General features: G+C 41.8%; 17 protein-coding genes. 1 reads left to right on the forward strand and 16 read right to left on the reverse strand.

What is annotated here, in order from left to right:
* Positions 1-4: 4 nt before the first annotated feature.
* The 5 genes from lpdA to FXF70_RS06620 all read right to left on the reverse strand — a co-directional run bounded on the left by lpdA (position 5) and on the right by FXF70_RS06620 (position 6,781).
* Positions 5-1,429, reverse strand: coding sequence for a dihydrolipoyl dehydrogenase (gene lpdA / locus FXF70_RS06600; RefSeq protein ID WP_008342233.1), 1,425 nt, complete (start codon positions 1,427-1,429; stop codon positions 5-7).
* Positions 1,419-2,540 (reverse strand): butyrate kinase, encoded by a 1,122-nt coding sequence (gene buk, locus FXF70_RS06605; protein WP_017357958.1) that lies wholly within the window; start codon positions 2,538-2,540, stop codon positions 1,419-1,421. The genes lpdA and buk overlap by 11 nt, the downstream gene beginning before the upstream one ends.
* Before the next feature lie 29 nt (positions 2,541-2,569).
* Positions 2,570-3,664, reverse strand: a complete 1,095-nt coding sequence (gene bcd / locus FXF70_RS06610) for a branched-chain amino acid dehydrogenase (RefSeq protein WP_007501155.1) — start codon at positions 3,662-3,664, stop codon at positions 2,570-2,572.
* 25 nt (positions 3,665-3,689) lie between these two features.
* On the reverse strand, positions 3,690-4,583 hold the full coding sequence (gene yqiS / locus FXF70_RS06615; protein WP_008342231.1) for a phosphate butyryltransferase: 894 nt from the start codon (positions 4,581-4,583) through the stop codon (positions 3,690-3,692).
* 125 nt (positions 4,584-4,708) lie between these two features.
* Positions 4,709-6,781, reverse strand: coding sequence for a sigma-54 interaction domain-containing protein (locus tag FXF70_RS06620; protein ID WP_148780019.1), 2,073 nt, complete (start codon positions 6,779-6,781; stop codon positions 4,709-4,711).
* Positions 6,782-6,930: 149 nt separating this feature from the next.
* Between FXF70_RS06620 and FXF70_RS06625 the strand changes: the two genes are divergently transcribed.
* Entirely contained in the window at positions 6,931-7,167 is a 237-nt protein-coding gene (locus FXF70_RS06625; RefSeq protein WP_017357960.1) for a DUF2627 domain-containing protein, read from the forward strand.
* 33 nt (positions 7,168-7,200) lie between these two features.
* On the opposite strand, the gene FXF70_RS06630 is transcribed toward FXF70_RS06625, so the two are convergent.
* The 11 genes from FXF70_RS06630 to xseA all read right to left on the reverse strand — a co-directional run bounded on the left by FXF70_RS06630 (position 7,201) and on the right by xseA (position 20,248).
* Entirely contained in the window at positions 7,201-7,938 is a 738-nt protein-coding gene (locus tag FXF70_RS06630; protein ID WP_148780020.1) for a glycerophosphodiester phosphodiesterase, read from the reverse strand.
* A 226-nt stretch (positions 7,939-8,164) separates the two neighbouring features.
* On the reverse strand, positions 8,165-9,265 hold the full coding sequence (locus FXF70_RS06635) for a Rap family tetratricopeptide repeat protein (RefSeq protein ID WP_148780021.1): 1,101 nt from the start codon (positions 9,263-9,265) through the stop codon (positions 8,165-8,167).
* A 449-nt stretch (positions 9,266-9,714) separates the two neighbouring features.
* On the reverse strand, positions 9,715-10,518 hold the full coding sequence (gene spo0A / locus FXF70_RS06640) for a sporulation transcription factor Spo0A (RefSeq protein ID WP_008342226.1): 804 nt from the start codon (positions 10,516-10,518) through the stop codon (positions 9,715-9,717).
* A 283-nt stretch (positions 10,519-10,801) separates the two neighbouring features.
* Positions 10,802-12,079 (reverse strand): SpoIVB peptidase, encoded by a 1,278-nt coding sequence (spoIVB, locus tag FXF70_RS06645; RefSeq protein WP_148780022.1) that lies wholly within the window; start codon positions 12,077-12,079, stop codon positions 10,802-10,804.
* A gap of 198 nt (positions 12,080-12,277) precedes the next feature.
* Positions 12,278-14,011: a DNA repair protein RecN gene (gene recN / locus FXF70_RS06650; RefSeq protein ID WP_008342224.1), complete on the reverse strand. Its 1,734-nt coding sequence runs from the start codon at positions 14,009-14,011 to the stop codon at positions 12,278-12,280.
* A gap of 34 nt (positions 14,012-14,045) precedes the next feature.
* Positions 14,046-14,495 (reverse strand): transcriptional regulator AhrC/ArgR, encoded by a 450-nt coding sequence (gene ahrC, locus FXF70_RS06655; RefSeq protein ID WP_007501163.1) that lies wholly within the window; start codon positions 14,493-14,495, stop codon positions 14,046-14,048.
* A gap of 366 nt (positions 14,496-14,861) precedes the next feature.
* On the reverse strand, positions 14,862-15,716 hold the full coding sequence (locus FXF70_RS06665) for a TlyA family RNA methyltransferase (RefSeq protein ID WP_007501164.1): 855 nt from the start codon (positions 15,714-15,716) through the stop codon (positions 14,862-14,864).
* Positions 15,713-17,614, reverse strand: coding sequence for a 1-deoxy-D-xylulose-5-phosphate synthase (gene dxs, locus FXF70_RS06670; RefSeq protein WP_007501165.1), 1,902 nt, complete (start codon positions 17,612-17,614; stop codon positions 15,713-15,715). The genes FXF70_RS06665 and dxs overlap by 4 nt, the downstream gene beginning before the upstream one ends.
* 151 nt (positions 17,615-17,765) lie before the next feature.
* A complete protein-coding gene (locus tag FXF70_RS06675; RefSeq protein ID WP_206761467.1) occupies positions 17,766-18,662 on the reverse strand; it encodes a polyprenyl synthetase family protein in 897 nt (298 codons plus the stop codon).
* Positions 18,646-18,906, reverse strand: coding sequence for an exodeoxyribonuclease VII small subunit (locus tag FXF70_RS06680; RefSeq protein WP_003215880.1), 261 nt, complete (start codon positions 18,904-18,906; stop codon positions 18,646-18,648). The genes FXF70_RS06675 and FXF70_RS06680 overlap by 17 nt, the downstream gene beginning before the upstream one ends.
* Entirely contained in the window at positions 18,890-20,248 is a 1,359-nt protein-coding gene (gene xseA, locus FXF70_RS06685; RefSeq protein WP_017357964.1) for an exodeoxyribonuclease VII large subunit, read from the reverse strand. Before xseA ends, FXF70_RS06680 begins: the two co-directional genes overlap by 17 nt.
* Positions 20,249-20,307 lie beyond the last annotated feature (59 nt).

The following is a 20,307-nucleotide window of genomic DNA, read 5'->3' on the forward strand; positions in this document are numbered from 1 at the left end:
TTGATTAAAAATGGATCGCCTTTCCGTCAACAGCCAGTGCTGCCTCGCCAATTGCCTCTGACAAGGTTGGATGCGGGTGGATCGTCTGCCCCACTTCCCACGGAGTTGCATCTAGTACTTTAGCTAATCCAGCTTCAGATATCATATCTGTTACATGAGGACCAATCATATGAATCCCTAAGATATCATCTGTCTTTTGGTCAGCAATGATTTTGACAAATCCATCAGACTCTCCAAATACAAGCGCTTTTCCAATCGCCATGAAGGGAAACTTCCCAATCTTGACTTCGTAGCCTTGCTCTTTTGCCGCCTGTTCGGTCAGCCCAACACTAGCGGTTTCTGGGTGAGAGTAAACACACTTAGACACGAGCGTTTCATCAAGCGGCTTTGGATCTTGACCAGCCATATGTTCTACTGCAATCATGCCTTCATGTGATGCGACATGCGCCAGCTGAAGACCGCCAATGACATCACCTATTGCGTAAATATGCGACTCTTTCGTTTGATAATGCTCATTCACGACAATGCCTTGCTTTTCTGTCTGAATGTCCGTGTTTTCAAGACCTATGCCTTCCACGTTTGGCACTCGGCCAACTGAAAGAAGCAGTTTCTCTGCTTCAAACGACTGAGTGTCTCCACCTTGTTCCACTTGGATCTTGACGAGATTCTCGTGCTTTTCGGCAGTATCTGGCAGAACCTTCGCATTTGTCACTAAGGTAATCCCTTTCTTCGTCAAAAGCTTTTCCATTTCTTTAGAAATGTCTTGATCCTCTGTTGGTAAAATGCGATCTGCAAATTCGATCACTGTGACTTTTACGCCAAAATCATTGAGCATAGAAGCCCATTCGATTCCAATCACGCCTCCGCCGACAATCAGCATGGACTGAGGGAGTTCTTGCAGTTCAAGTGCTTCGTCTGATGTAAGGATGTGTGTTCCATCCGCTTCAAGTCCGGGCAGGACGCGCGGTCTTGATCCAGTCGCAATGATGACCTGCTTTGGAATCAGCATTTCATTTTCATCGCCATTCGCCATTTCTACCGAGATGGTGCCTGGCATTGGCGAAAAAATCGAAGGGCCTAGGATACGGCCTATTCCTTCGTATACATCAATTTTCCCTTGTTTCATTAAATGTTTGACGCCGCCTGCTAATTTGTCGACAATCTCTGTTTTTCTTTTTTGTACGCTTGCAAATTGTAAGGCAATTCCGCTTGCTTCAACGCCAAAATCAGCGGCACGTTTGACCGTTTGATAGACTTCTGCACTTCTAAGCAGCGCTTTAGATGGAATACAGCCTTTATGAAGACATGTTCCACCGAGCTTTGATTTTTCTACGACTGCTGTTTTCAATCCAAGTTGAGAGGCACGAATGGCCGCTACATAGCCGCCTGTGCCTCCACCAAGAATGACGAGGTCATATTCAGTTGCCATGACTTGTCACTCCTTTCTCCGCCTTTTGATCATTTGGGTATTCTTTTGGTGATTCTTCTTCTTTTAAAATGCGAAGCGCCCCTTCTGCTAAGGATTGCAATTCATTTTCACCTGGGTACACAACAACATCTGAAATCCAGTCAATGTATCCTCTAATGCTTGACGTAATTTGTTTGCTGTATGCAAGGCCACCTGTTAACACTATGACGTCAACAGCTCCTTTTAAGACCGCACTAGCCGCACCAATTTCTTTGGCAATTTGATAGCACATCGCTTCATAAATAAGCGCCGCACGCTCATCGCCTGCTTCAATCATTCGCTCTACTTTTACTGCATCTGTCGTGCCAAGATAGCCCGCAAGACCGCCTTCGCCAATAATGCGTTTGAGCATTTCCTCTTGCGAATATTCACCAGAAAAGCATAAATTGACAAGGTCACCTGTTGGGAGAGTACCTGCCCGCTCTGGGCTGAAAGGACCCTCACCATGAAGACCGTTATTCACATCAATGACTTTTCCTTTTTGATGTACACCAATCGTAATTCCGCCGCCCATATGGGTAATGATCATGTTCAAATCTTCATAACGTTTTCCAAACGAAGCAGCCGTTTTTCTTGCGACTGCTTTTTGATTTAACGCATGAAAAATGCTTTTCCGCTCAATTGTTGGCAGTCCTGAAATACGAGCAATTGGCTGTAGTTCATCTACGACTACGGGATCAACAATAAAAGCTGGGATGTTAAGACCAAGTGCAATTTCTCGGGCAATGATTCCGCCTAGATTAGAGGCGTGCTGGCCAGCATACCCTTCTTTTAGATCTTCAACCATTTGCTCATTTACTTCATATGTGCCACCTTCAATCGGGCGAAGCAGACCACCGCGTGCGCAAACTGCATCAAACTTTGAGATGTTCATCCCCTGTTCATGCAGTGTTTTTAAAATGGTTTCTTTACGGAATGAAAATTGATCAATGATATGAGGAAACTGCTTGATTTCCTCATCTGTATGTCTTAATGTCGTTTCAAAAATAGATCGTTCATTATGAAACACACCGATTTTTGTTGAGGTAGAGCCAGGATTAATCGTGAGAATACGCCATTCTTTTGTCAGCAAAAACAAAACCTCCGTTTCAACTCATTCATCTAGCGACGACTTAAAATATGTTGACCATTTTGCAGGAATTGGCTTCTTGATTTGCGCATTCTTTCAATTCGCTCTTCAGCCAATCGGTCTGCCGCTTTATAAGTTGGAATGGCATCACGGTTAGAAATTTCAATCACTCGCTCAATGTTTTGGTAAATGCCTTCTACTTTTTTCATTGCACGATCGGCATTATAGCCATAAAGCTCATCTGCAACGTTAATCACACCGCCTGCATTGATCACATAATCCGGTGCGTACACAATGCCCATTTCATGAATAAGATCTCCATGATGTGTTTCTCTCAGCTGGTTATTCGCTGCACCTGCAATGACTTTTGCCTTTAATTTAGGAATCGTCACATCGTTAATGGTTGCACCGAGTGCACATGGCGCGTAAATATCACATTCTTGATCATAAATATCATCAGGGTCTACCGCTTTTGCACCGAAGTCTTCTACAGCTCGCTGAACTGAGTCTTTGTTGATATCAGTGACGATAAGCTGTGCGCCTTCTTCATGCAGGTGTTTACATAGGTTGTAAGCCACGTTTCCAACACCTTGAACGGCAATTGTTTTTCCTTCTAATGAATCTGTACCGAATGCTGCTTTTGCAGCTGCTTTCATCCCTTTATATACACCGTAAGCAGTCACTGGAGATGGGTTTCCTGAAGAACCAAATGCAGGAGAGATGCCTGTGACAAAGTCTGTTTCTTCATGGATAAGATCCATATCTTCTACCGTTGTACCGACATCTTCAGCGGTGATATAACGGCCATTTAATCCTTGAATGTAACGGCCAAAAGCACGGAACATTTCTTCATTCTTGTCTTTTCTCGGATCACCAATGATGACCGTTTTACCGCCGCCAAGGTTAAGCCCTGCCGCCGCATTTTTATAAGTCATACCTCTTGCAAGACGCAAGGCATCTTCGATCGCTGCTTCTTCATTTTCATATGTCCACATTCTTGTTCCGCCGAGTGCTGGCCCAAGTGTTGTATCATGAATGGCAATGATGGCTTTTAAACCAGACTGTTCATCCTGACAAAATACAAGCTGTTCATAATCGTATCGTTCCATATATTTAAAAAGTTCCATTTTCTATTCCTCCTAATACTTTCACTTAATTTGATGTACAGATGGCAAGTGCAATTGAATAGAGCTTGCTTTCAGCTGAATCAGACCGGCTTGTTAAAGCAATCGGTGCTTTCGCTCCTGCCACCACAGCTCCCACTTTTGCATGAGCAAAGTAGATGAGAGATTTATAAAGAATGTTGCCTGCTTCAATGGTCGGCACAAGCAAAATATCAGCATGACCAGCCACATCACTCGTAATATTTTTATGAGAAGCTGCCGTTTGAGAAATGGCATTATCTAAAGCAAGCGGCCCATCAATCAGGCAGCCAGAAATTTGACCTCTTCGATTCATTTGCGCAAGACTTGCAGCTGTGAGCGTCGAATCCATCGCTGGGTTTACGACTTCTACCGCTGATAATACCGCCACTTTGGGCATATCATTTCCGACAGCTTGTGCGACTTGAACGGAATTCACCGTAATTTCTTTCAGCATATTTAAATCAGGCGCAATGTTCATCGCAGAGTCCGTCACATAGATAAAACGGTCAAAGCCCGGTACTTCGAAGGCTGCAACATGTGAAAGGACACTCGCTGTCCGAAGCCCATATTCTTTATTTAGGACAGCTTTTAACAGTACGGCTGTCGGGACATGCCCCTTCATGAGAATATCTGCATGATTTTCACTTACTGCCTGAACGGCAATTTTGGCAGATTCTTCGGGTGAATCTGAATGAATAATATCTATCCAGTCTTCATTAATCTCATGCTGTTTGACTAGCTCCTTTAGGTTGCGTTTGTTTCCAACCAGCAGGAAGCGAGCGACTTTTCGTTCGATTGCCATTTTGATGGCATGAAGCACTTCTTCGTCTTCTGCATGAGCCACAGCCGCTGTTTTATTCTGCAGCTGCGAGGCTTTGATAATCAGATCGTCAAGCTTCATACTTGCCCACCTTTCCTTGTGCTCGGTTCCTCTTTTTATATGCAAGTTCCGTGCCAGCTTGAAATGTGTGAAAAATAAACCTTTTCGCAAAGAAATCATGCAATTTTTTGCAGGTTACGTGCATGTTACTGCATGCTATCTTTTGCAAGCTGATACTTATCCATTTTATAGTAAAGATTTCGAATGCTGATCCCTAATGTTTTCGCTGTTTTTGTGCGATTGAATTGGTGTTTTTCAAGGGTTTGTTTGATCAGCTGCGCTTCAAATGCTTCTACAGCATTCGAGAGCGTCTCCCCCTCAAATTGACTAACAGCCAGTTCCTGCTGCTCTTTTTCCTCATGCTCGTCTGACTCCATAAAGGCGATATGCGCTTCATCGATCCATTCTTCTTGCGGATTCAAAAAGATCATCGCTCGTCCAAGCACATTTTCAAGCTCTCTCACGTTGCCTGGCCAGCTATATGATCGAAGTCTATGAAGCGCACGATCTGTTAAGCCGCTGACGTTTCGCCCATAGTCTAAATTGATCTTTTGGATGAGGCGTTTACTTAATGATTCAATATCTTCGAGACGCTGTCTGAGTGGTGGAATCGATATCGGGTATCTGTTCATTCGATAATATAAATCCTCTCTGAACTTCCCTTCTGCCATCGCCTTTTCAATATTGACATTTGTCGCTGTGATCACACGCACATCGACCGGTATCGCTTTCGTTCCGCCTACCCGTACAATTTCTTTTTCTTGCATGACACGTAGCAATTTCGCTTGTGTACTTGGCGTCATTTCACCGATTTCATCTAAAAAGATGCTGCCTTGATTGGCTTCTTCAAACAGCCCTTTTTTCCCGCCTCGCCTTGCACCAGAAAACGCTCCTTCCTCGTAGCCAAACAGTTCTGACTCTAAAAGAGTTTCTGATAAGGCAGCACAGTTGACACGGACAAAGCGGTTGTACTTGCGATCACTTTCATTGTGAATGGCATGTGCAAACAGCTCTTTCCCAGTACCTGATTCTCCACGGAGTAAAATGGTTGCCGGCGTTTTTGCACCCAGCTTTGCCTGCTCAAGTGCGACAAGCATTTGTTCACTTTCTCCAATAATGTCTTCAAATGTGTACTTTGCTTCAAGTGTTCGGATGAGCTGCCTTGCTTTATTTAATTCATTCGTCAATGATTGAATTTCGGATACATCGTGAATGACCCCGACACTGCCTTTTAGAATGCCGTCCACAATAACAGGTGCTACATTGACGATGACATCTTTTTTATTTGGACCAACCTTCATTCTGACGCCTCGAACAGGTCTTCTTGTTTCAAGCACCTTTAAGTGCATGCTTTCCCCTTCGGAAATATCAGCTCCTGCTGGTTTCCCCACGACCTCTTTATCCGTTAAACCGGTCATTTTCGTATAAGCACGGTTGATCAAAATACCTTTCCCCTGCTCATCGACAACCGATATGGCTTCATCTGATGATTGAATAATCGCCTCAAGCATCGTTCTTACTTCTTTGAGGTTTGTTACTTCCTCCGCAAGCTCCACCGCATCTGTTATGTCTTTAAAGATCGATAAAGCACCTAACATTCTCCCCGCGTCATCAATAATCGGCAGACGGGTGGTCACAATTTGAATTTGCTGATTCAAAAATTGTTTTTGGTTAAATTCCGGCTCCCTTGACCTTAATATATCGGGAAGTTTCGTGTTCGGAATCACTTCTCGAATGTGACGGCCAATCGCATCCTTTTGCGAACACCCCACCATTTTGGCAGCCGATCGATTAAACAGGACCACTTCTTCATCCATATTAATAAAAATCATGCCATCGTTCGTTGCATTAAAAATGCGGTCATGTTTATAGGTTTGTTCCTTCAATATTTGAATAAGCTGTTGTTTCTCTGCCATTAATTCTGACATGACGTATGCCATCGAGCTTGGCACAATCACAGCATGCTCTGGTTTTTGTTCAATTAATTCTTTCAGTACAGCAGAACTGCCTGTGGTTTCAATGATGATATCAATGTCATCTTTTATGTATTCTTTCCAATCCGTCGTCGTCTCAATTCCATTCTTTTTCGCTTCATCCATCCCCGGCGCCTCGAGATCAAGGTCGGCGATCGCAATGATTTGAACCGTATTTGTTTTCAGCAATGTTTCAAGCAGTGCTGATCCACCTTGTTCTGCACCGACAATCAAGACTCTCTGCATCCCGTTACCCCTTTATATGAAAAATTTTGCACACCATATTTTTCCGTTGCAAAAAATTGCACAACACCTATATTACCACGTTTTCCTTTCTTGACAAAATATTTTTTGAATTAGACAATGGAAGTAAATGACGTTTAAGGGGACATTTGATGGGGAGAATACTGGCATTAGTGATTATTTTAATACCTGGAGCCTTTGCAGCACTTGGCATTAAGCTGCTGCGGGACACTGTTTTCGGCATCATCATTGCACCATTTCCATATTTATGGCTGCAAGGAATTGCAGGGTTGTTATTTTTAGGGGGAGGTCTTTATGTTGTTGCAGGATTTATTTTATATAGAGACCGTAAACGAAATAAAGTAACAACTCGTTTTAAGCAAAGGTAATCATGAAAAAGACCCGCTGTTGATAGCGGGTCTTTATTTCATTTCTTCTCTTATTTTGACGGCTCGATCAGGAAAATCAGTAAAGATTCCATCAACACCCAATCTCAACATATTTTTTATTTGCTTCTCACTGTTTACAGTAAACGGTCTGATCACTTGTTGGTCCGCATGGAGAGCGGATACAGCTTCTTTTGTCACCCCAGCGCCCTTTATATTCGGATGGTAGCCCTTAGCCGGGATTGTTTTTAAATACATGTCCGGCTGATGAATCACATCCATCGTGAGGACCGCCAGTTCAATGTGCGGCATCAGCTTGTGAAAAAGAGCTAAACTGCCGTGATGAAATGATGAGACAAGTACTCGATCCTCTATTTGAAAGTGCTCAATTTGCTCTTTTACTTTTTCTTCAATCCCTGGATATCGATAAATAGAGTTTTTTAATTCAATGTTGATCATAAAGGATGATCTCTGCGTCACTAGCTCTAATACTTCTTCTAAAAGAGGAATGGAGACCGCACCCGTTTCTTCATAGAAAGAATGACTGGCATCTCCTCTTTTTAACTCTTCATATGTATAGTCTTTCACTAACCCTTTCATATTGGTCGTTCGGTTCAGCTTTTCATCGTGAATGACAGCCAGCCTGCCGTCTTTGGTGAGCTGAACATCAAGCTCAATTCCATCCGCTCCAGAATGGAGTGCGTGCTCAAAGGCAATCATGGTGTTCTCTGGATAGTTTCCTTTAAAGCCTCTATGTGCAAAAATTTTCGTCATATGCCACCTCTAAATATGATGATTACCTATATTATGACGTGTCTTTTTTCGTTTTGCCAGTTTGAGCACATAAAAAAACCTCTTCTAATAAAAGAGAAGAGGTTGACAGGTAAATTCGATCACGTAATCGCTCTGATGGCTTGCTCTGTCGTCTCTGCGTCAAGAGCAAAAAGGGAAGAAACAACTGCGACTGCTGTAACGATTGTTACACCTAACAACAACTTTTTCATAAGATAACCTCCACTTTCTTTTGAAGTATTTGCGCATCGAATTTCTTTTCAAGAAAACGAATGGCATTTTGATAATCATTTCGTTCCTTGAAGTATTTCGATATTTGTTCAGACAAATCCTCAAGCTCCACATATAATCTATTTTTTTCTATGTAGTCTAATTTTTCAGAGAATACGTCTGCTGCTCCACTATTTTCGCACATCAAATCCAAAATTTCAAATTTTACTATATATTCATTATTTTGGATATCGCAGCTATATTGAATCCCCTCTTTAATATATTCTTTCGCCTCATGATCTCCTAAATGAACTAAGGCATTTGCGAGAACATATAAAGATTGGATGAAATAATGGCTATTGTCGCGATGAATTTGAATGCTCATCCCTTTTTTGGCGTATTGCGCACTTTTTTCATAATCAGGTTTTTCGTAATAAAGAACCGCTAAATTGTGATAGCACTTCCCAATCAGCACTTCATTGTTAATGCGCTTACTTTTCTCAAGTGCCTCTTGGTACTTTTCCTCAGCTTCATCAAACTGTAGTAAATCAATACAGTTGCTCGCATGTAAAATTAAGCTGTCAATCGCCTGTGCGGTATATTCTTCATGCGCTTTAAACGTATCAATGGCTTTTTTAATATGATTAATGGAAATGAAATTTTGCTTCAGTTCGTAATAAATGGAAGCGACTTTATGATGAAAAGTTCCGACTTCAAGATCTTCATTCACACGTTTTAGCCGCTGCTCAGCAATCTTATAAAAACTAATCGCCTCATCATATTTTTTGACATAGGCAGCATATTGGCCTTTATAAAAGTAAAAATAAAAATTAATAATGTCATCTGCTTTTTCATCCAGCGTTCCGACACTTTTCATAATCTGATTGGCTTTTTCAATATTTCCAAGTAACATTTCATGTCTGCCGTCGACTAGTTGATAATAAAGAAGAACTTCTCGATCCTCATCTGTATTTTTTAGCAAATTCTGAATTTTCTCTTTATAGACAGCAGATTTTTCTAGGTCATTCTGAGAAATGACCCTCGTCCACTTGCTAATTTCGTTCGCAACCTCAGCAGAGTGGATTTTCAGCTTTCCCATAACCTCACCCTCTTCTTTTCATTATTATAGCATAGTAAAAGAATGTGAAAATTATTAAATTCGACAATGGGAATATTCAGTTCAAATGGCACAATCTCTAAGAAGCCAGTGACTTTAAAACGCCAACCAATCGGGTCAATAGAAATAGAACTTTCGATCTCATTTACTTTATTTACTAATTACATAAGACCTTTTCCTCTCATCCTTTTTCTTACGAATGAGCGTTTTCTTCTTCTATAAGCCAATTGATTAGCGTAGCTGATTACCAATATTTTATGTCCTATTCATTTCTTTCATGCTTTATTTTTCATTTTATTCTGAAAATAAAGCAGCCCGTTTGTCCAATTTAAACATTAAAGATGATTTTATCAACATAACCATTTTTTAGCAATATTTTACGAAAATAAAAAAACGCCTCATTGAAGAAACGTTTTTTTATGGAAGGTGACTTAGCTTGCTCTATGCTCTAAACGCAGTCGATCAGCCACCATGGCAATAAATTCGGAATTGGTCGGTTTGGCTTTTGACATGCTGACTGTGTAGCCAAAGAGTGACGAAATGGAGTCAATATTCCCTCTGCTCCAAGCCACTTCAATGGCATGACGAATCGCTCGTTCTACCCTGCTGGCTGTCGTGTTAAATTTCTTTGCAATGTCTGGGTACAATACTTTTGTAATACTGCCGAGTAGTTCAATATCATTGTACACCATCGAAATGGCTTCTCTTAAGTATAAATAACCTTTAATATGAGCTGGCACGCCAATCTCATGAATAATCGTCGTAATGCTCGCATCTAAGTTCTTACGTTTCGGTTCAGGTTTGCTGCGAAGGACACTGTTTTGGATAGATGAAGATCGATGGCTGACTTGTGTGCCGTTTCCACTGACTTGACGAATATGACCTACGAGGTTTTCCATATCGAATGGTTTCAAAATGAAATAGGATGCGCCCAAATCGACTGCTTTTTTCGTTACGTCTTCTTGTCCGAAAGCCGTCAGCATAATGACACTTGGCTGTTTAGTCATTTCATTGTTTTCACGGAGGCGTTCCAGTACAGCAAGACCGTCTAAATGAGGCATGATAATATCTAAGAGGAGAACGTCGGGCTCTTTATCTTTAAATAATGTCAGACATTCCTGACCATTATACGCCACGCCAAGTACTTCCATATCTTCCTGTCCCTCAATATACTCTGTCAAAAGGCCAACAAGTTCTCGATTGTCATCAGCTACACACACTTTAATTTTCTCCACGTTCTTTCCTCCCCAATGTCGATTCCTTAGTCTTTTGCATTTCTCTTCTGAGTGTTCAATTCGACAAAACCATGCTATCCCCTTTAAAAAAGTTTAATTTTCCGAATAATAGAGCATTATCTAGCTTTTTCTACGTTTTTCTTAATGAATCGACGATTATTGCAATTTGACAACACACTGTTTTCCATTTTGTCGAAAAATCTCTTTTTCCTTATTTTATAACATGATGGAAGAGAAAGAAAGGGTAGAAAAAAACTGCCGGAAGATTCGCGGCAGTTTTTCATCAGCTTGCTTTTTTGTTTTTTTGATAAAGATCAATTCCTGCTTCTGACAGCATCCATTCAATGTGTACGCCGTATCCGCTTGTCGGGTCATTGACGAACACGTGAGTGACCGCTCCAATGACTTTGCCATTTTGGATGATCGGACTACCGCTCATTCCTTGAACGATCCCGCCCGTTTTGCTTAATAAGCGTTCATCTGTTACTTTAAGCACCATTCCTTTTGTTGCCGGGAATTTTTGTGGTGTTGTGCTGACGATTTTAATATCAAATTTCTCTACTTTATCATGGTCCACGACCGTTAATATTTCGGCTGGACCTTCTTTTACTTCACTTGATAATGCGACTGGAAGTGGTTTGTCTGCTACATGATTTTCAAGTTTTTCGGTTAACGTACCAAATATACCGAATGGACTGTTACGTGAAATATCACCTATCGTTTTTCTTTCGGAAGAAAACCTGGCCAATTTTTCTCCAGGGTTGCCTCCTGTCCCTTTTTCAATGGATGTGACAGTTGATCTGACAATTTCACCATTGTCGACCACGATTGGTTTTTTTGTATCCATGTCAGAAATCACATGCCCAAGGGCGCCATATTTTTTAGAAGATGGTTCAAAGAAGGTCATCGTCCCGATTCCTGCTGCGGAATCACGAATATAAAGACCGATTCGATAAGTACCTTCACTTGCATCTTTCGCGGGTGTTAATGTCGTTTGAAAGGTTTTATGGTCTCTTTTTATGAGTAAATGAAGGGTTTCCCCCGTTTTTCCGGCTTTCTGAATAAATGGGGTGAGGTCATTCATCTTCTCCATTTTGTGACCATTGATCTCAATGATCATATCCCCTGATTGAATGCCTGCAGCTTCACCTGGTGATTTTTTGCCGTCTGCTGTTGTGATTTGATGAAAACCGACAACGAGAACTCCGACAGAGTGGAGTTTGACGCCAATGGATTGTCCTCCAGGAATGACTTTTAATTCGGGAAGAACATCGACTTTTGTTTTCTTAATAGGAAATCCTTTAAAATCATAAACAATTTCGGCTTTTCCCGCCTTTTGTCCCGTTACTTCAAGTTGATTCTTTTTCTCTGAAAGACTAAAGGCTGGTGAAGAAGCATTGGCTGACGCTTCAATGGATGTATCAATCGAATGCTTCTCGTGTTCAAATACTGCGACAGTTGTTGGAATGCTGATATATTCCTTCACTATGCTCATAAACCCTGTACTTATTAAAGAAACAAGGAGAATCACACCAATGGCTTTTCTCATCTTTTCGGGCATTCATTTTTCACTCTCCTCGCTCCTTACCCACACCAGAACATTAATGTTTTGGCTACATCTTTACTTTTGCCTTCTTAGCGAGGATTTATAACCGACACCTTTAGAAAATGATTGGATAAATTGATAAAAGAAAAAGACGAATTCATGCGTATATACGGCGAATATGAGACAATATAAAAAAGGCAGCTGTTGTTTCAGCTACCCTGTCGTTTTGACATCATTTGCTTGGTGCAGTAATTCTTTTGCATGCTGTTTTGTGAGCTCAGTGACTTCTACACCAGCAATCATTCGGCCAATTTCACTCACTTTTTCATCATCACTGAGTGGTTTGACGTTCGTCATTGTTCTGCCAGCTTTAGCGCGTTTAGAAATAAAAAGATGTGTATCAGCCATTGCTGCGACTTGCGGCAGATGGGTAATACAGAGTACTTGTGAGCCTGCTGCTACTTTATAAATTTTTTCAGCAATGGCTTGTGCGACTCTGCCGCTAACGCCCGTATCCACTTCATCAAATATAATGGACGTCACTTCTTGTTTCGCTGAGAAAATACTTTTCACTGCCAGCATGACACGTGAAATTTCTCCTCCAGATGCTACTTTTGACAAAGATTTCATCGGTTCACCCGGATTTGTTGAAATGACAAATTGCGCTTGATCTATACCGTTTTTCCCGAGCTGTACGGGTTTTCCATCTAAAAGCGGGCAGTCCGTACTGCCAAAAGGTGCATATCGAATCGTAAAAGCGGTATCAAAAGAAGACTTCTCCATATATAAATCCTTCAATTCAGCTTGAATATGCTTCGCCAGTTTTTTCGCCCATTTTTTACGGAGCTCTGACACGTTAAGCGCTTCAAGCAATGCATCCCGGCTTATCGCATCAAGTTTGTTTTTAAGTGTCTGCAAATGGCTGTCTCGATTTTGGATTTGGTCTATCTCCTCTTCAATCTTAGCCGCATATTCTAAAATTTCCTCAACGGTTGTGCCGTATTTTCGCTTCAGCTGCTTCATCTCATTTAGTCTAGACTCAATAAAATCAAGACGGGCTGGGTCAAATTCTAATTGATCAAGCATGCTGCGCATTTGAAAAGTAGAATCTTCTAATAAATAATAGGAGTTTGACACTTGCTCAGAGAGCTTTTTCAGATCGTCGTTGATCTCAGAAACTTGCTCAAGCTCGCTTGAAGCCATCCCAACCCAATCAAGTCCTCCCTGCTCATTACGCAGAGCATTATATGCGTTTTGAAGTGAGGAAAAGATTTTTTCAAAATTGCTGATTTGATGACGTTCCTCTTGAAGCTTCTCATCTTCCCCAGGCTCTAATTGTGCCGCTTCAATCTCTTCCAGCTGAAATTGCAATAAGTCTAACCGGTGAACCATTTCCTGTTCATTTTCAGACAGCTGTTTGAGTTTTTGCGCCGTCTTCATATATTGATCATACGCTTCTTGATACTGTGAGAGAGCAGGTGCAATTTCTTCTGCTCCAAATTGATCAAGCAAATGTAAATGATTTTCATCTTCCATTAACAGCTGATTATCGTGCTGTCCATGTATATCAAGCAAAAGACGGCCAACTTCTCTTAAAAGCGAGATGGTGACAAGCTTCCCATTAATGCGGCAAATGCTTTTCCCGCTTTGATTGATATCACGGCGAAGAATCATCATTTCATCAGATGCATCAATTCCTTGCTCCTCGCAAAGGGCAAATACAGGATGATCTGCTGGTACAAGAAAAAGACCTTCCAGCTCTGCTTTTTTTTCGCCATAACGGACAAATTCGGATGATCCTCTTCCCCCTACAAGAAGTGAGACAGCGTCAATCATGATTGATTTTCCGGCACCTGTTTCCCCTGTTAGAACTGTGAGTCCTTTTTCAAACGAAACCGTTAACTCCTCAATGATTGCAAAGTTTTTAATGGTTAGTTCTGCTAACACTCATTTGACACCTCTTTTTGTAAACCTGATCTCTTTATAGAAGTTCTAAAATTTTAGACGAAACGGTATCCGTATCATCTGGCGTGCGGCAAATGATTAAGATGGTATCATCCCCACAAATGGTTCCCATAATTTCTTCCCAATCTAAATTATCCATTAAAGCACCGATGGCTTGAGCGTTCCCAGGCATTGTTTTTAGAACGATTAAATGACTGGCAGCATCCATTTTAATAAATGCGTCCATTAAGGAACGCTTTAATTTTGATAGCGGGTTAAACCGCTGATCTGCAGGAAGGCTGTATTTATATGTTCCATTATTTGTTGGCACTTTGACTAAATGCAGTTCTTTGATATCTCTTGATACGGTCGCCTGTGTGATGTTATATCCATCCGCTTTCAAAATATCGACTAATTCGTCTTGTGTTTCGATTTCTTGGCTTGCGATAATTTCTCTAATCTTAATATGTCTTTGACCTTTGTTCATTTTGACCCCCCTAGGCGTTAGAATCTCAGTTTGTCTTTACGTTCTATGTTATATGATGCACACTTCAAAAAACAAGCATTACGTGAGAAACGGTTAATTCTGATCTTTTGACCATGTAAAAAGGAATAATAGCGAGCTATTATTCCGTTCAGCATGTAGACAAACCCTCGCATTCTTTGTCAGTCCTGCGCTCTGGTGCTCACGAATGCCAAATTCGCTTCGCGCCAGTACTCGTCCTTCCTAGACTGCAAAGGTTTTCTATCACGCTGAAAAGAAGACAAAGGGCTAAAATCAAGTTCATTTTAGCCCTTTGTCAACAATCTAAAAGGAATAATAGCGAGCTATTATTCCTTTTGTTTCAATAATTCATGTGTCAGCCGGCTCAGGACTGTTTTTCTTTTCTTTCAATACGGCATGGGCTTCTTTGACGACTTTTTCAAGTTCAGATACTGGAAGTGCCGTATTCTCTTCTTGATCGGGATGCAGGACCAAGTGGAGGAGAAATTCGATATTTCCATCTCCGCCTGTAATGGGTGAAAACGAAACATCCTTTACATCATAGCCTTCTTTTGCAGCAAATTGATTCATTTCTTCTAGCACACCAAGGTGTACAGAAGGTTCTCGCACAATGCCTTTTTTTCCAACAAGCTCTCTGCCCGCTTCAAACTGCGGCTTTACTAGCGCAATACAGTCGCCGCCTGGGATAAGAATATGCTTTAATGCGGGAAGAATGAGTTTGAGCGAGATAAATGATACATCAATAGATGCAACCTCTGGTAATCCTTCGGTGAAATCTGCCGGAACAGAATGGCGGAAGTTGGTGCGTTCCATGACGATCACCCGATCATCCTGTCGTAATTTCCACGCAAGCTGATTGTAGCCAACATCCACAGCATAGGATTTGACTGCTCCATTTTGGAGTGCGCAATCTGTGAATCCCCCTGTTGATGAGCCGATATCAATTAAAAGCTTTCCTTCAACGGTTAAATCAAATTCTTGAAGTGCCTTTTCGAGCTTTAGCCCACCTCGGCTGACATATTTCAGCGGATTCCCCTTCACAGTCAGCGGGGTATCACGAGCGATTTTTTCTCCTGGCTTATCCAAACGGTTTTCATTTGAATAAACGATCCCTGCCATAATGGCGCGTTTTGCTTTCTCTCTCGTTTCCATTAGTCCTTGTTCGACTAATAAAACGTCAAGTCGTTCTTTCTTTGATGTCATGATCCAATTCCTTTTCTTGGTGCTGCGGGAAGCAGGTCACGTAACGTTTCAGCAACCTGCGTTTTCGTCAGTCCAATTTCCTCAAGTAGCGCATCGACACTTCCATGCTCAATAAATTCATCTGGAATGCCCATACGTTCTACTTTTATATGAGACGCTTTTTTGTCGTGAATATATTCTAATACGCTGCTGCCAAATCCACCTTGAAGCACCGCTTCTTCTATTGTTAAAATTGGCAAACCTTCAGACAGTATCTCATTTAACATGCCTTCATCAAGAGGCTTAATGAAACGTGCATTGACAACACGGATTGATTTACCTTCTTTTTGCAGTTCTTCTGCTGCCTGCAGCGCCATTTTAATGGTTGTACCGAATGTTAAAATGACAGCATCTTTCCCGGGACGAAGAACTTCCCAAGAACCAATCGGGATGGTTTTCAGCTGTTCATCCATTTTGACGCCTAGTCCATTTCCACGCGGGAAGCGCATGGCGATTGGACCATCATCATATTGAATGGCTGTGTTGACCATATGCTGTCCTTCATTTTCATCCTTTGGCATCATGAGAACCATATTCGGCATATGACGCATGAAAGCAATGTCAAACACACCTTGATGCGTTTCTCCATCTGCACCGACAAGACCTGCACGGTCAATTCCAATGAACACATTGAGATTTTGACGGCAAATATCATGCAGCACTTGGTCATAGGCTCTTTGGAGGAACGTTGAATAAATCGCTAAAAATGGCTTCATGTCCTGTGTAGCAAGTCCAGCTGCCATTGTTGCAGCGTGCTGCTCTGCAATTCCAACATCAAACATTCGCTCTGGGAATTCTTTTGCAAACCCTTCAAGCTTTGAGCCAACAGGCATTGCAGGTGTAATTGCGACAATCCGCTCATCTTCCCGTGCCAGCTTTCTGACGGTTTCACTGACAAGGCCACTCCATGACGGTGCAGCTGCTGTCGGTTTTACAAAGTCACCTGTGTCGATTTTGTATGGTCCTGTTCCGTGCCATGTGCCGATCTTATCAGATTCGGCCGGCTTATAGCCCTTTCCTTTTTTCGTGATGACATGAAGGAGAACCGGGCCTTTTGTTTTCTTTGCGTACTCAAGATTCTCAAACAAATCTTCATAGGAATGTCCATCTACTGGTCCTAAGTAAGTAAAACCCATTTCCTCAAAGAACATACCAGAGACAAGCAAATATTTCAGACTGTCCTTGATACGTTCTGCTGTTGCAGCAAGCTTCCCTCCTACTGCTGGGATACGCTTGAATAAGTATTCAAGCTCGTCCTTTACCCATTGGTATTTACCAGCTGTACGTAGTCTGCCAAGCATTGTATGGATCGCACCAACGTTTGGCGCAATACTCATTTCATTGTCGTTTAAGATCACAATCATGTCTTTTTTTTCATCCCCGATATGGTTCAGTGCTTCTAACGCCATACCGCCGGTTAGTGCACCATCGCCGATAATCGGGAGAATGTATTCATCTGTTCCTTTAATGTCACGCGCTGCTGCCATTCCCATTGCACCAGATAATGAGGTTGAACTGTGTCCAGTCTCCCAAACATCATGTTCACTTTCATTTCGTTTAGGGAAACCGCAGAGCCCTTTATATTGACGAAGCGTATCAAACTCGGCGCCTCTTCCAGTTAACAGCTTGTGAACGTAAGACTGATGTCCAACATCCCAAAGAAATTTGTCTTTCGGGCTGTCAAATACTTTGTGAAGTGCAACAGTAAGTTCAACGACACCAAGGTTTGGACCAATGTGCCCACCAGAGTTCGCTAACGACTCAATTAAAAACGTGCGAATGTCCGCACTCAGCTCCTCTAATTCTGCATTTGACATTCCTTTTAGAAACGTTGGATTTTTTATTGATAAAAGATCCAATCAGGATCAACTCGCTTTCAACAAAATTTCTATCTACATATATAATGCCTTATTCCTATGAAAACCAATTCAGGAATAAGAGTTGTCTCATCATGATAAACTGTTTACAGTTTACCACAATTGCTCGAGGACCCTCAAATCTAGGCTGTTTTTAGTGATCTCGTGAGGCAATCAGATCGCATAAATCATGCAGCAAGTTTTGCTCCAACTCAAGATTTGAGACAATTTCTTTCGCACGAGTGATATGTTCATCCAGCTTTTCTTTTGCTCCTGAAAGCGTTAATAAAGAAGGATATGTCGACTTTTCATTTGCTGTATCGGAGCCGATCCGCTTTCCTATTTTCTCTTCGCTGCCTTCAAGATCTAAAATATCATCACGGATTTGAAAAGCAATGCCAATATGATAGCTGAATTCTCTCAGCTTTTCGATCTCATCATCAGGTGCACCTGCCAGTATCGCACCAGCAACCACACTAAAGGTGAGTAGCTTTCCTGTTTTGCGGGCATGAATCGATTCTAATTCAGAAAGAGGGATTTGTTTCTGTTCTGCTTCCATATCATCAAATTGCCCGCCAACCATTCCGAGTGCACCTGCTGATGTAACAAGTTCATCGATGATTCGAAGCTTTTGATCAGCAGGTACATCGTCAGATAATTGCGATGTGATCAGACGGAAGCTTTCAGTGAGCAGCGCATCACCTGCAAGAACAGCTGTTGCCTCGCCGTATACTTTATGGTTGGTCGGCTTTCCTCTGCGCAGATCATCATCGTCCATACAAGGAAGATCATCATGTATCAACGAATACGTATGAATCATTTCCACTGCACAGCCTACTGGTATACCGTCTTCTTCCCTTTTTCCATACGCATTTAAAAGCGCAAGAACAAGCACAGGACGCAGTCTTTTTCCGCCAGCTTTCAGAGAATAAAGCATAGAAGATTTCAGCTCTTCTGGAATAGACAATTCCTGCACATATGTAAATAAATAATCTTCAATTGCTTGTTTTCGTGTTGTTAAAAATTCGTTTAAGTTACTTGTCACCAGCATCTGCCTCCTTCACTGAAAAAGGAGCCAGTTCACCGTCCTCTTTTAAAATGAAATCCATTTGCTTTTCAACATGCTGTAATTTTTCATGGCAAAGTTTTGAGAGTGTCATACCCTCTTGGAAATAGTGGATGGCTTGTTCAAGCGGTACATCGCCTTCTTCGAGCTTTCCCACAATCTCTTCAAGTCCTTTCATGGCCTCTTCAAATGTCATTTGTTCTTCTTTTTGTTTATTTGATTCTGTCATGATGATTGCCCTCCTTCTCAATAACCTCACAAATCAGACGTCCATCCTTCATTGTAATCGTCAGTTGATCCTTCGTTTCTACTTGATTCACACTTTTAATGAGCTCATCTTCTTTATAGGCTAAACTATAGCCTCTTTCCATGACTTGAAGCGGATTTAATGCATTTAGTTTACCAAGAACCGATTGGAACTGCGAATGAATTGTTTTCATTTGCACATTCATGCTCCGAACGAGCTGTTCTGTTTCATTGGCGTGACGTTTTTTCGCCTGAAGCAGCTGCTCTTTTGGATGAAGCGGCTTCAGTCTATATGTTTGGCGGTCAAGTTGACTGCGTTTTTGTTCCATTTGTCTTGTCAGCTGTTTTTGAAAACGATCAAATACCATATCGAATTGCTGCTCTTTTTGCTCTTGTAATCGTTTTGGAAAACGGAAAGCATAGGAGGATTGAAGTGCCACAAGACGGTCTTTTGCTTGTGACGTTCGATTTTTTACCGCTCTTGTTAACCGAATGTCGATTGATTTGATTCGTTCGATTAAGTCGGCAGTGCTTGGAACAGCTAGTTCTGCTGCTCCTGTTGGTGTGGGTGCTCTCATGTCTGCAGTGAAATCACTAATGGTAAAGTCTGTTTCGTGCCCAACCGCAGAAATGATTGGAATGTCTGATGCGAAGATCGCTCTTGCGACTGCTTCTTCATTAAAGGCCCAAAGTTCTTCAATCGATCCTCCGCCTCTCCCGACAATCAAGACATCACAAAGCTGTTTTTCATTGGCTTCTTTAATCCGTTCCACAATCGAACGCGGAGCATTTTCTCCTTGGACTAATGCCGGAAGCACAATGATCTTGGCCTGCTGATAGCGCCGATTGATCGTGGTAATGACATCTCGAACAGCTGCTCCTGTTGGGGATGTAATAACACCAACAACCTCTGGAAATTCAGGAATTGTTTTTTTATAGCGCTCATCAAATAAGCCTTCACTTGCTAGTTTCTTCTTCAGCTCTTCATAGGCAAGATGAAGAGCACCAACACCATCAGGCTGCATTTCTTTTGCATATAATTGATAGCTTCCGCTCGGTTCGTAGACTTGAATTCCGCCTCGTACGAACACTTTCATCCCGCTCTTTGGTGAAAAAGGCAGCTTGGACGCGGAGCGCTGGAACATGACGGCTTGCATACGTGCATTTTCGTCCTTTAAGGTGAAATAAACATGCCCTCTTGAATGAATCTTCACATTTGATAACTCACCTTTGATCCAAATATCTTCTAAATGAGGGTCAACATCAAATTTTCTTTTTATGTATTTTGTAAGGGCTGTGACCGTCACAAAGGCTTTTTCACTCATGACGTATTCCTCCTCTTCAAAAACGCACATTCATCCACCGGCAGCACGCAGGTGGATGA

Origin of the sequence: Bacillus sp. Y3, assembly GCF_008123875.1 — a bacterium.
Lineage (GTDB): Bacteria > Bacillota > Bacilli > Bacillales > Bacillaceae > Bacillus > Bacillus altitudinis.

Bases quoted from the DNA above. Each gene is read 5' to 3' on its own strand.
- lpdA (WP_008342233.1), bottom strand. From the start codon at position 1,429: ATGGCAACTGAATATGACCTCGTCATTCTTGGTGGAGGCACAGGCGGC.
- bcd (WP_007501155.1), bottom strand. From the start codon at position 3,664: ATGGAACTTTTTAAATATATGGAACGATACGATTATGAACAGCTTGTA.
- yqiS (WP_008342231.1), bottom strand. From the start codon at position 4,583: ATGAAGCTTGACGATCTGATTATCAAAGCCTCGCAGCTGCAGAATAAA.
- FXF70_RS06620 (WP_148780019.1), bottom strand. From the start codon at position 6,781: ATGCAGAGAGTCTTGATTGTCGGTGCAGAACAAGGTGGATCAGCACTG.
- FXF70_RS06625 (WP_017357960.1), top strand. From the start codon at position 6,931: ATGGGGAGAATACTGGCATTAGTGATTATTTTAATACCTGGAGCCTTT.
- FXF70_RS06630 (WP_148780020.1), bottom strand. From the start codon at position 7,938: ATGACGAAAATTTTTGCACATAGAGGCTTTAAAGGAAACTATCCAGAG.
- FXF70_RS06635 (WP_148780021.1), bottom strand. From the start codon at position 9,265: ATGGGAAAGCTGAAAATCCACTCTGCTGAGGTTGCGAACGAAATTAGC.
- spoIVB (WP_148780022.1), bottom strand. From the start codon at position 12,079: ATGCCCGAAAAGATGAGAAAAGCCATTGGTGTGATTCTCCTTGTTTCT.
- ahrC (WP_007501163.1), bottom strand. From the start codon at position 14,495: ATGAACAAAGGTCAAAGACATATTAAGATTAGAGAAATTATCGCAAGC.
- FXF70_RS06665 (WP_007501164.1), bottom strand. From the start codon at position 15,716: ATGACATCAAAGAAAGAACGACTTGACGTTTTATTAGTCGAACAAGGA.
- FXF70_RS06675 (WP_206761467.1), bottom strand. From the start codon at position 18,662: ATGCTGGTGACAAGTAACTTAAACGAATTTTTAACAACACGAAAACAA.
- FXF70_RS06680 (WP_003215880.1), bottom strand. From the start codon at position 18,906: ATGACAGAATCAAATAAACAAAAAGAAGAACAAATGACATTTGAAGAG.
- xseA (WP_017357964.1), bottom strand. From the start codon at position 20,248: ATGAGTGAAAAAGCCTTTGTGACGGTCACAGCCCTTACAAAATACATA.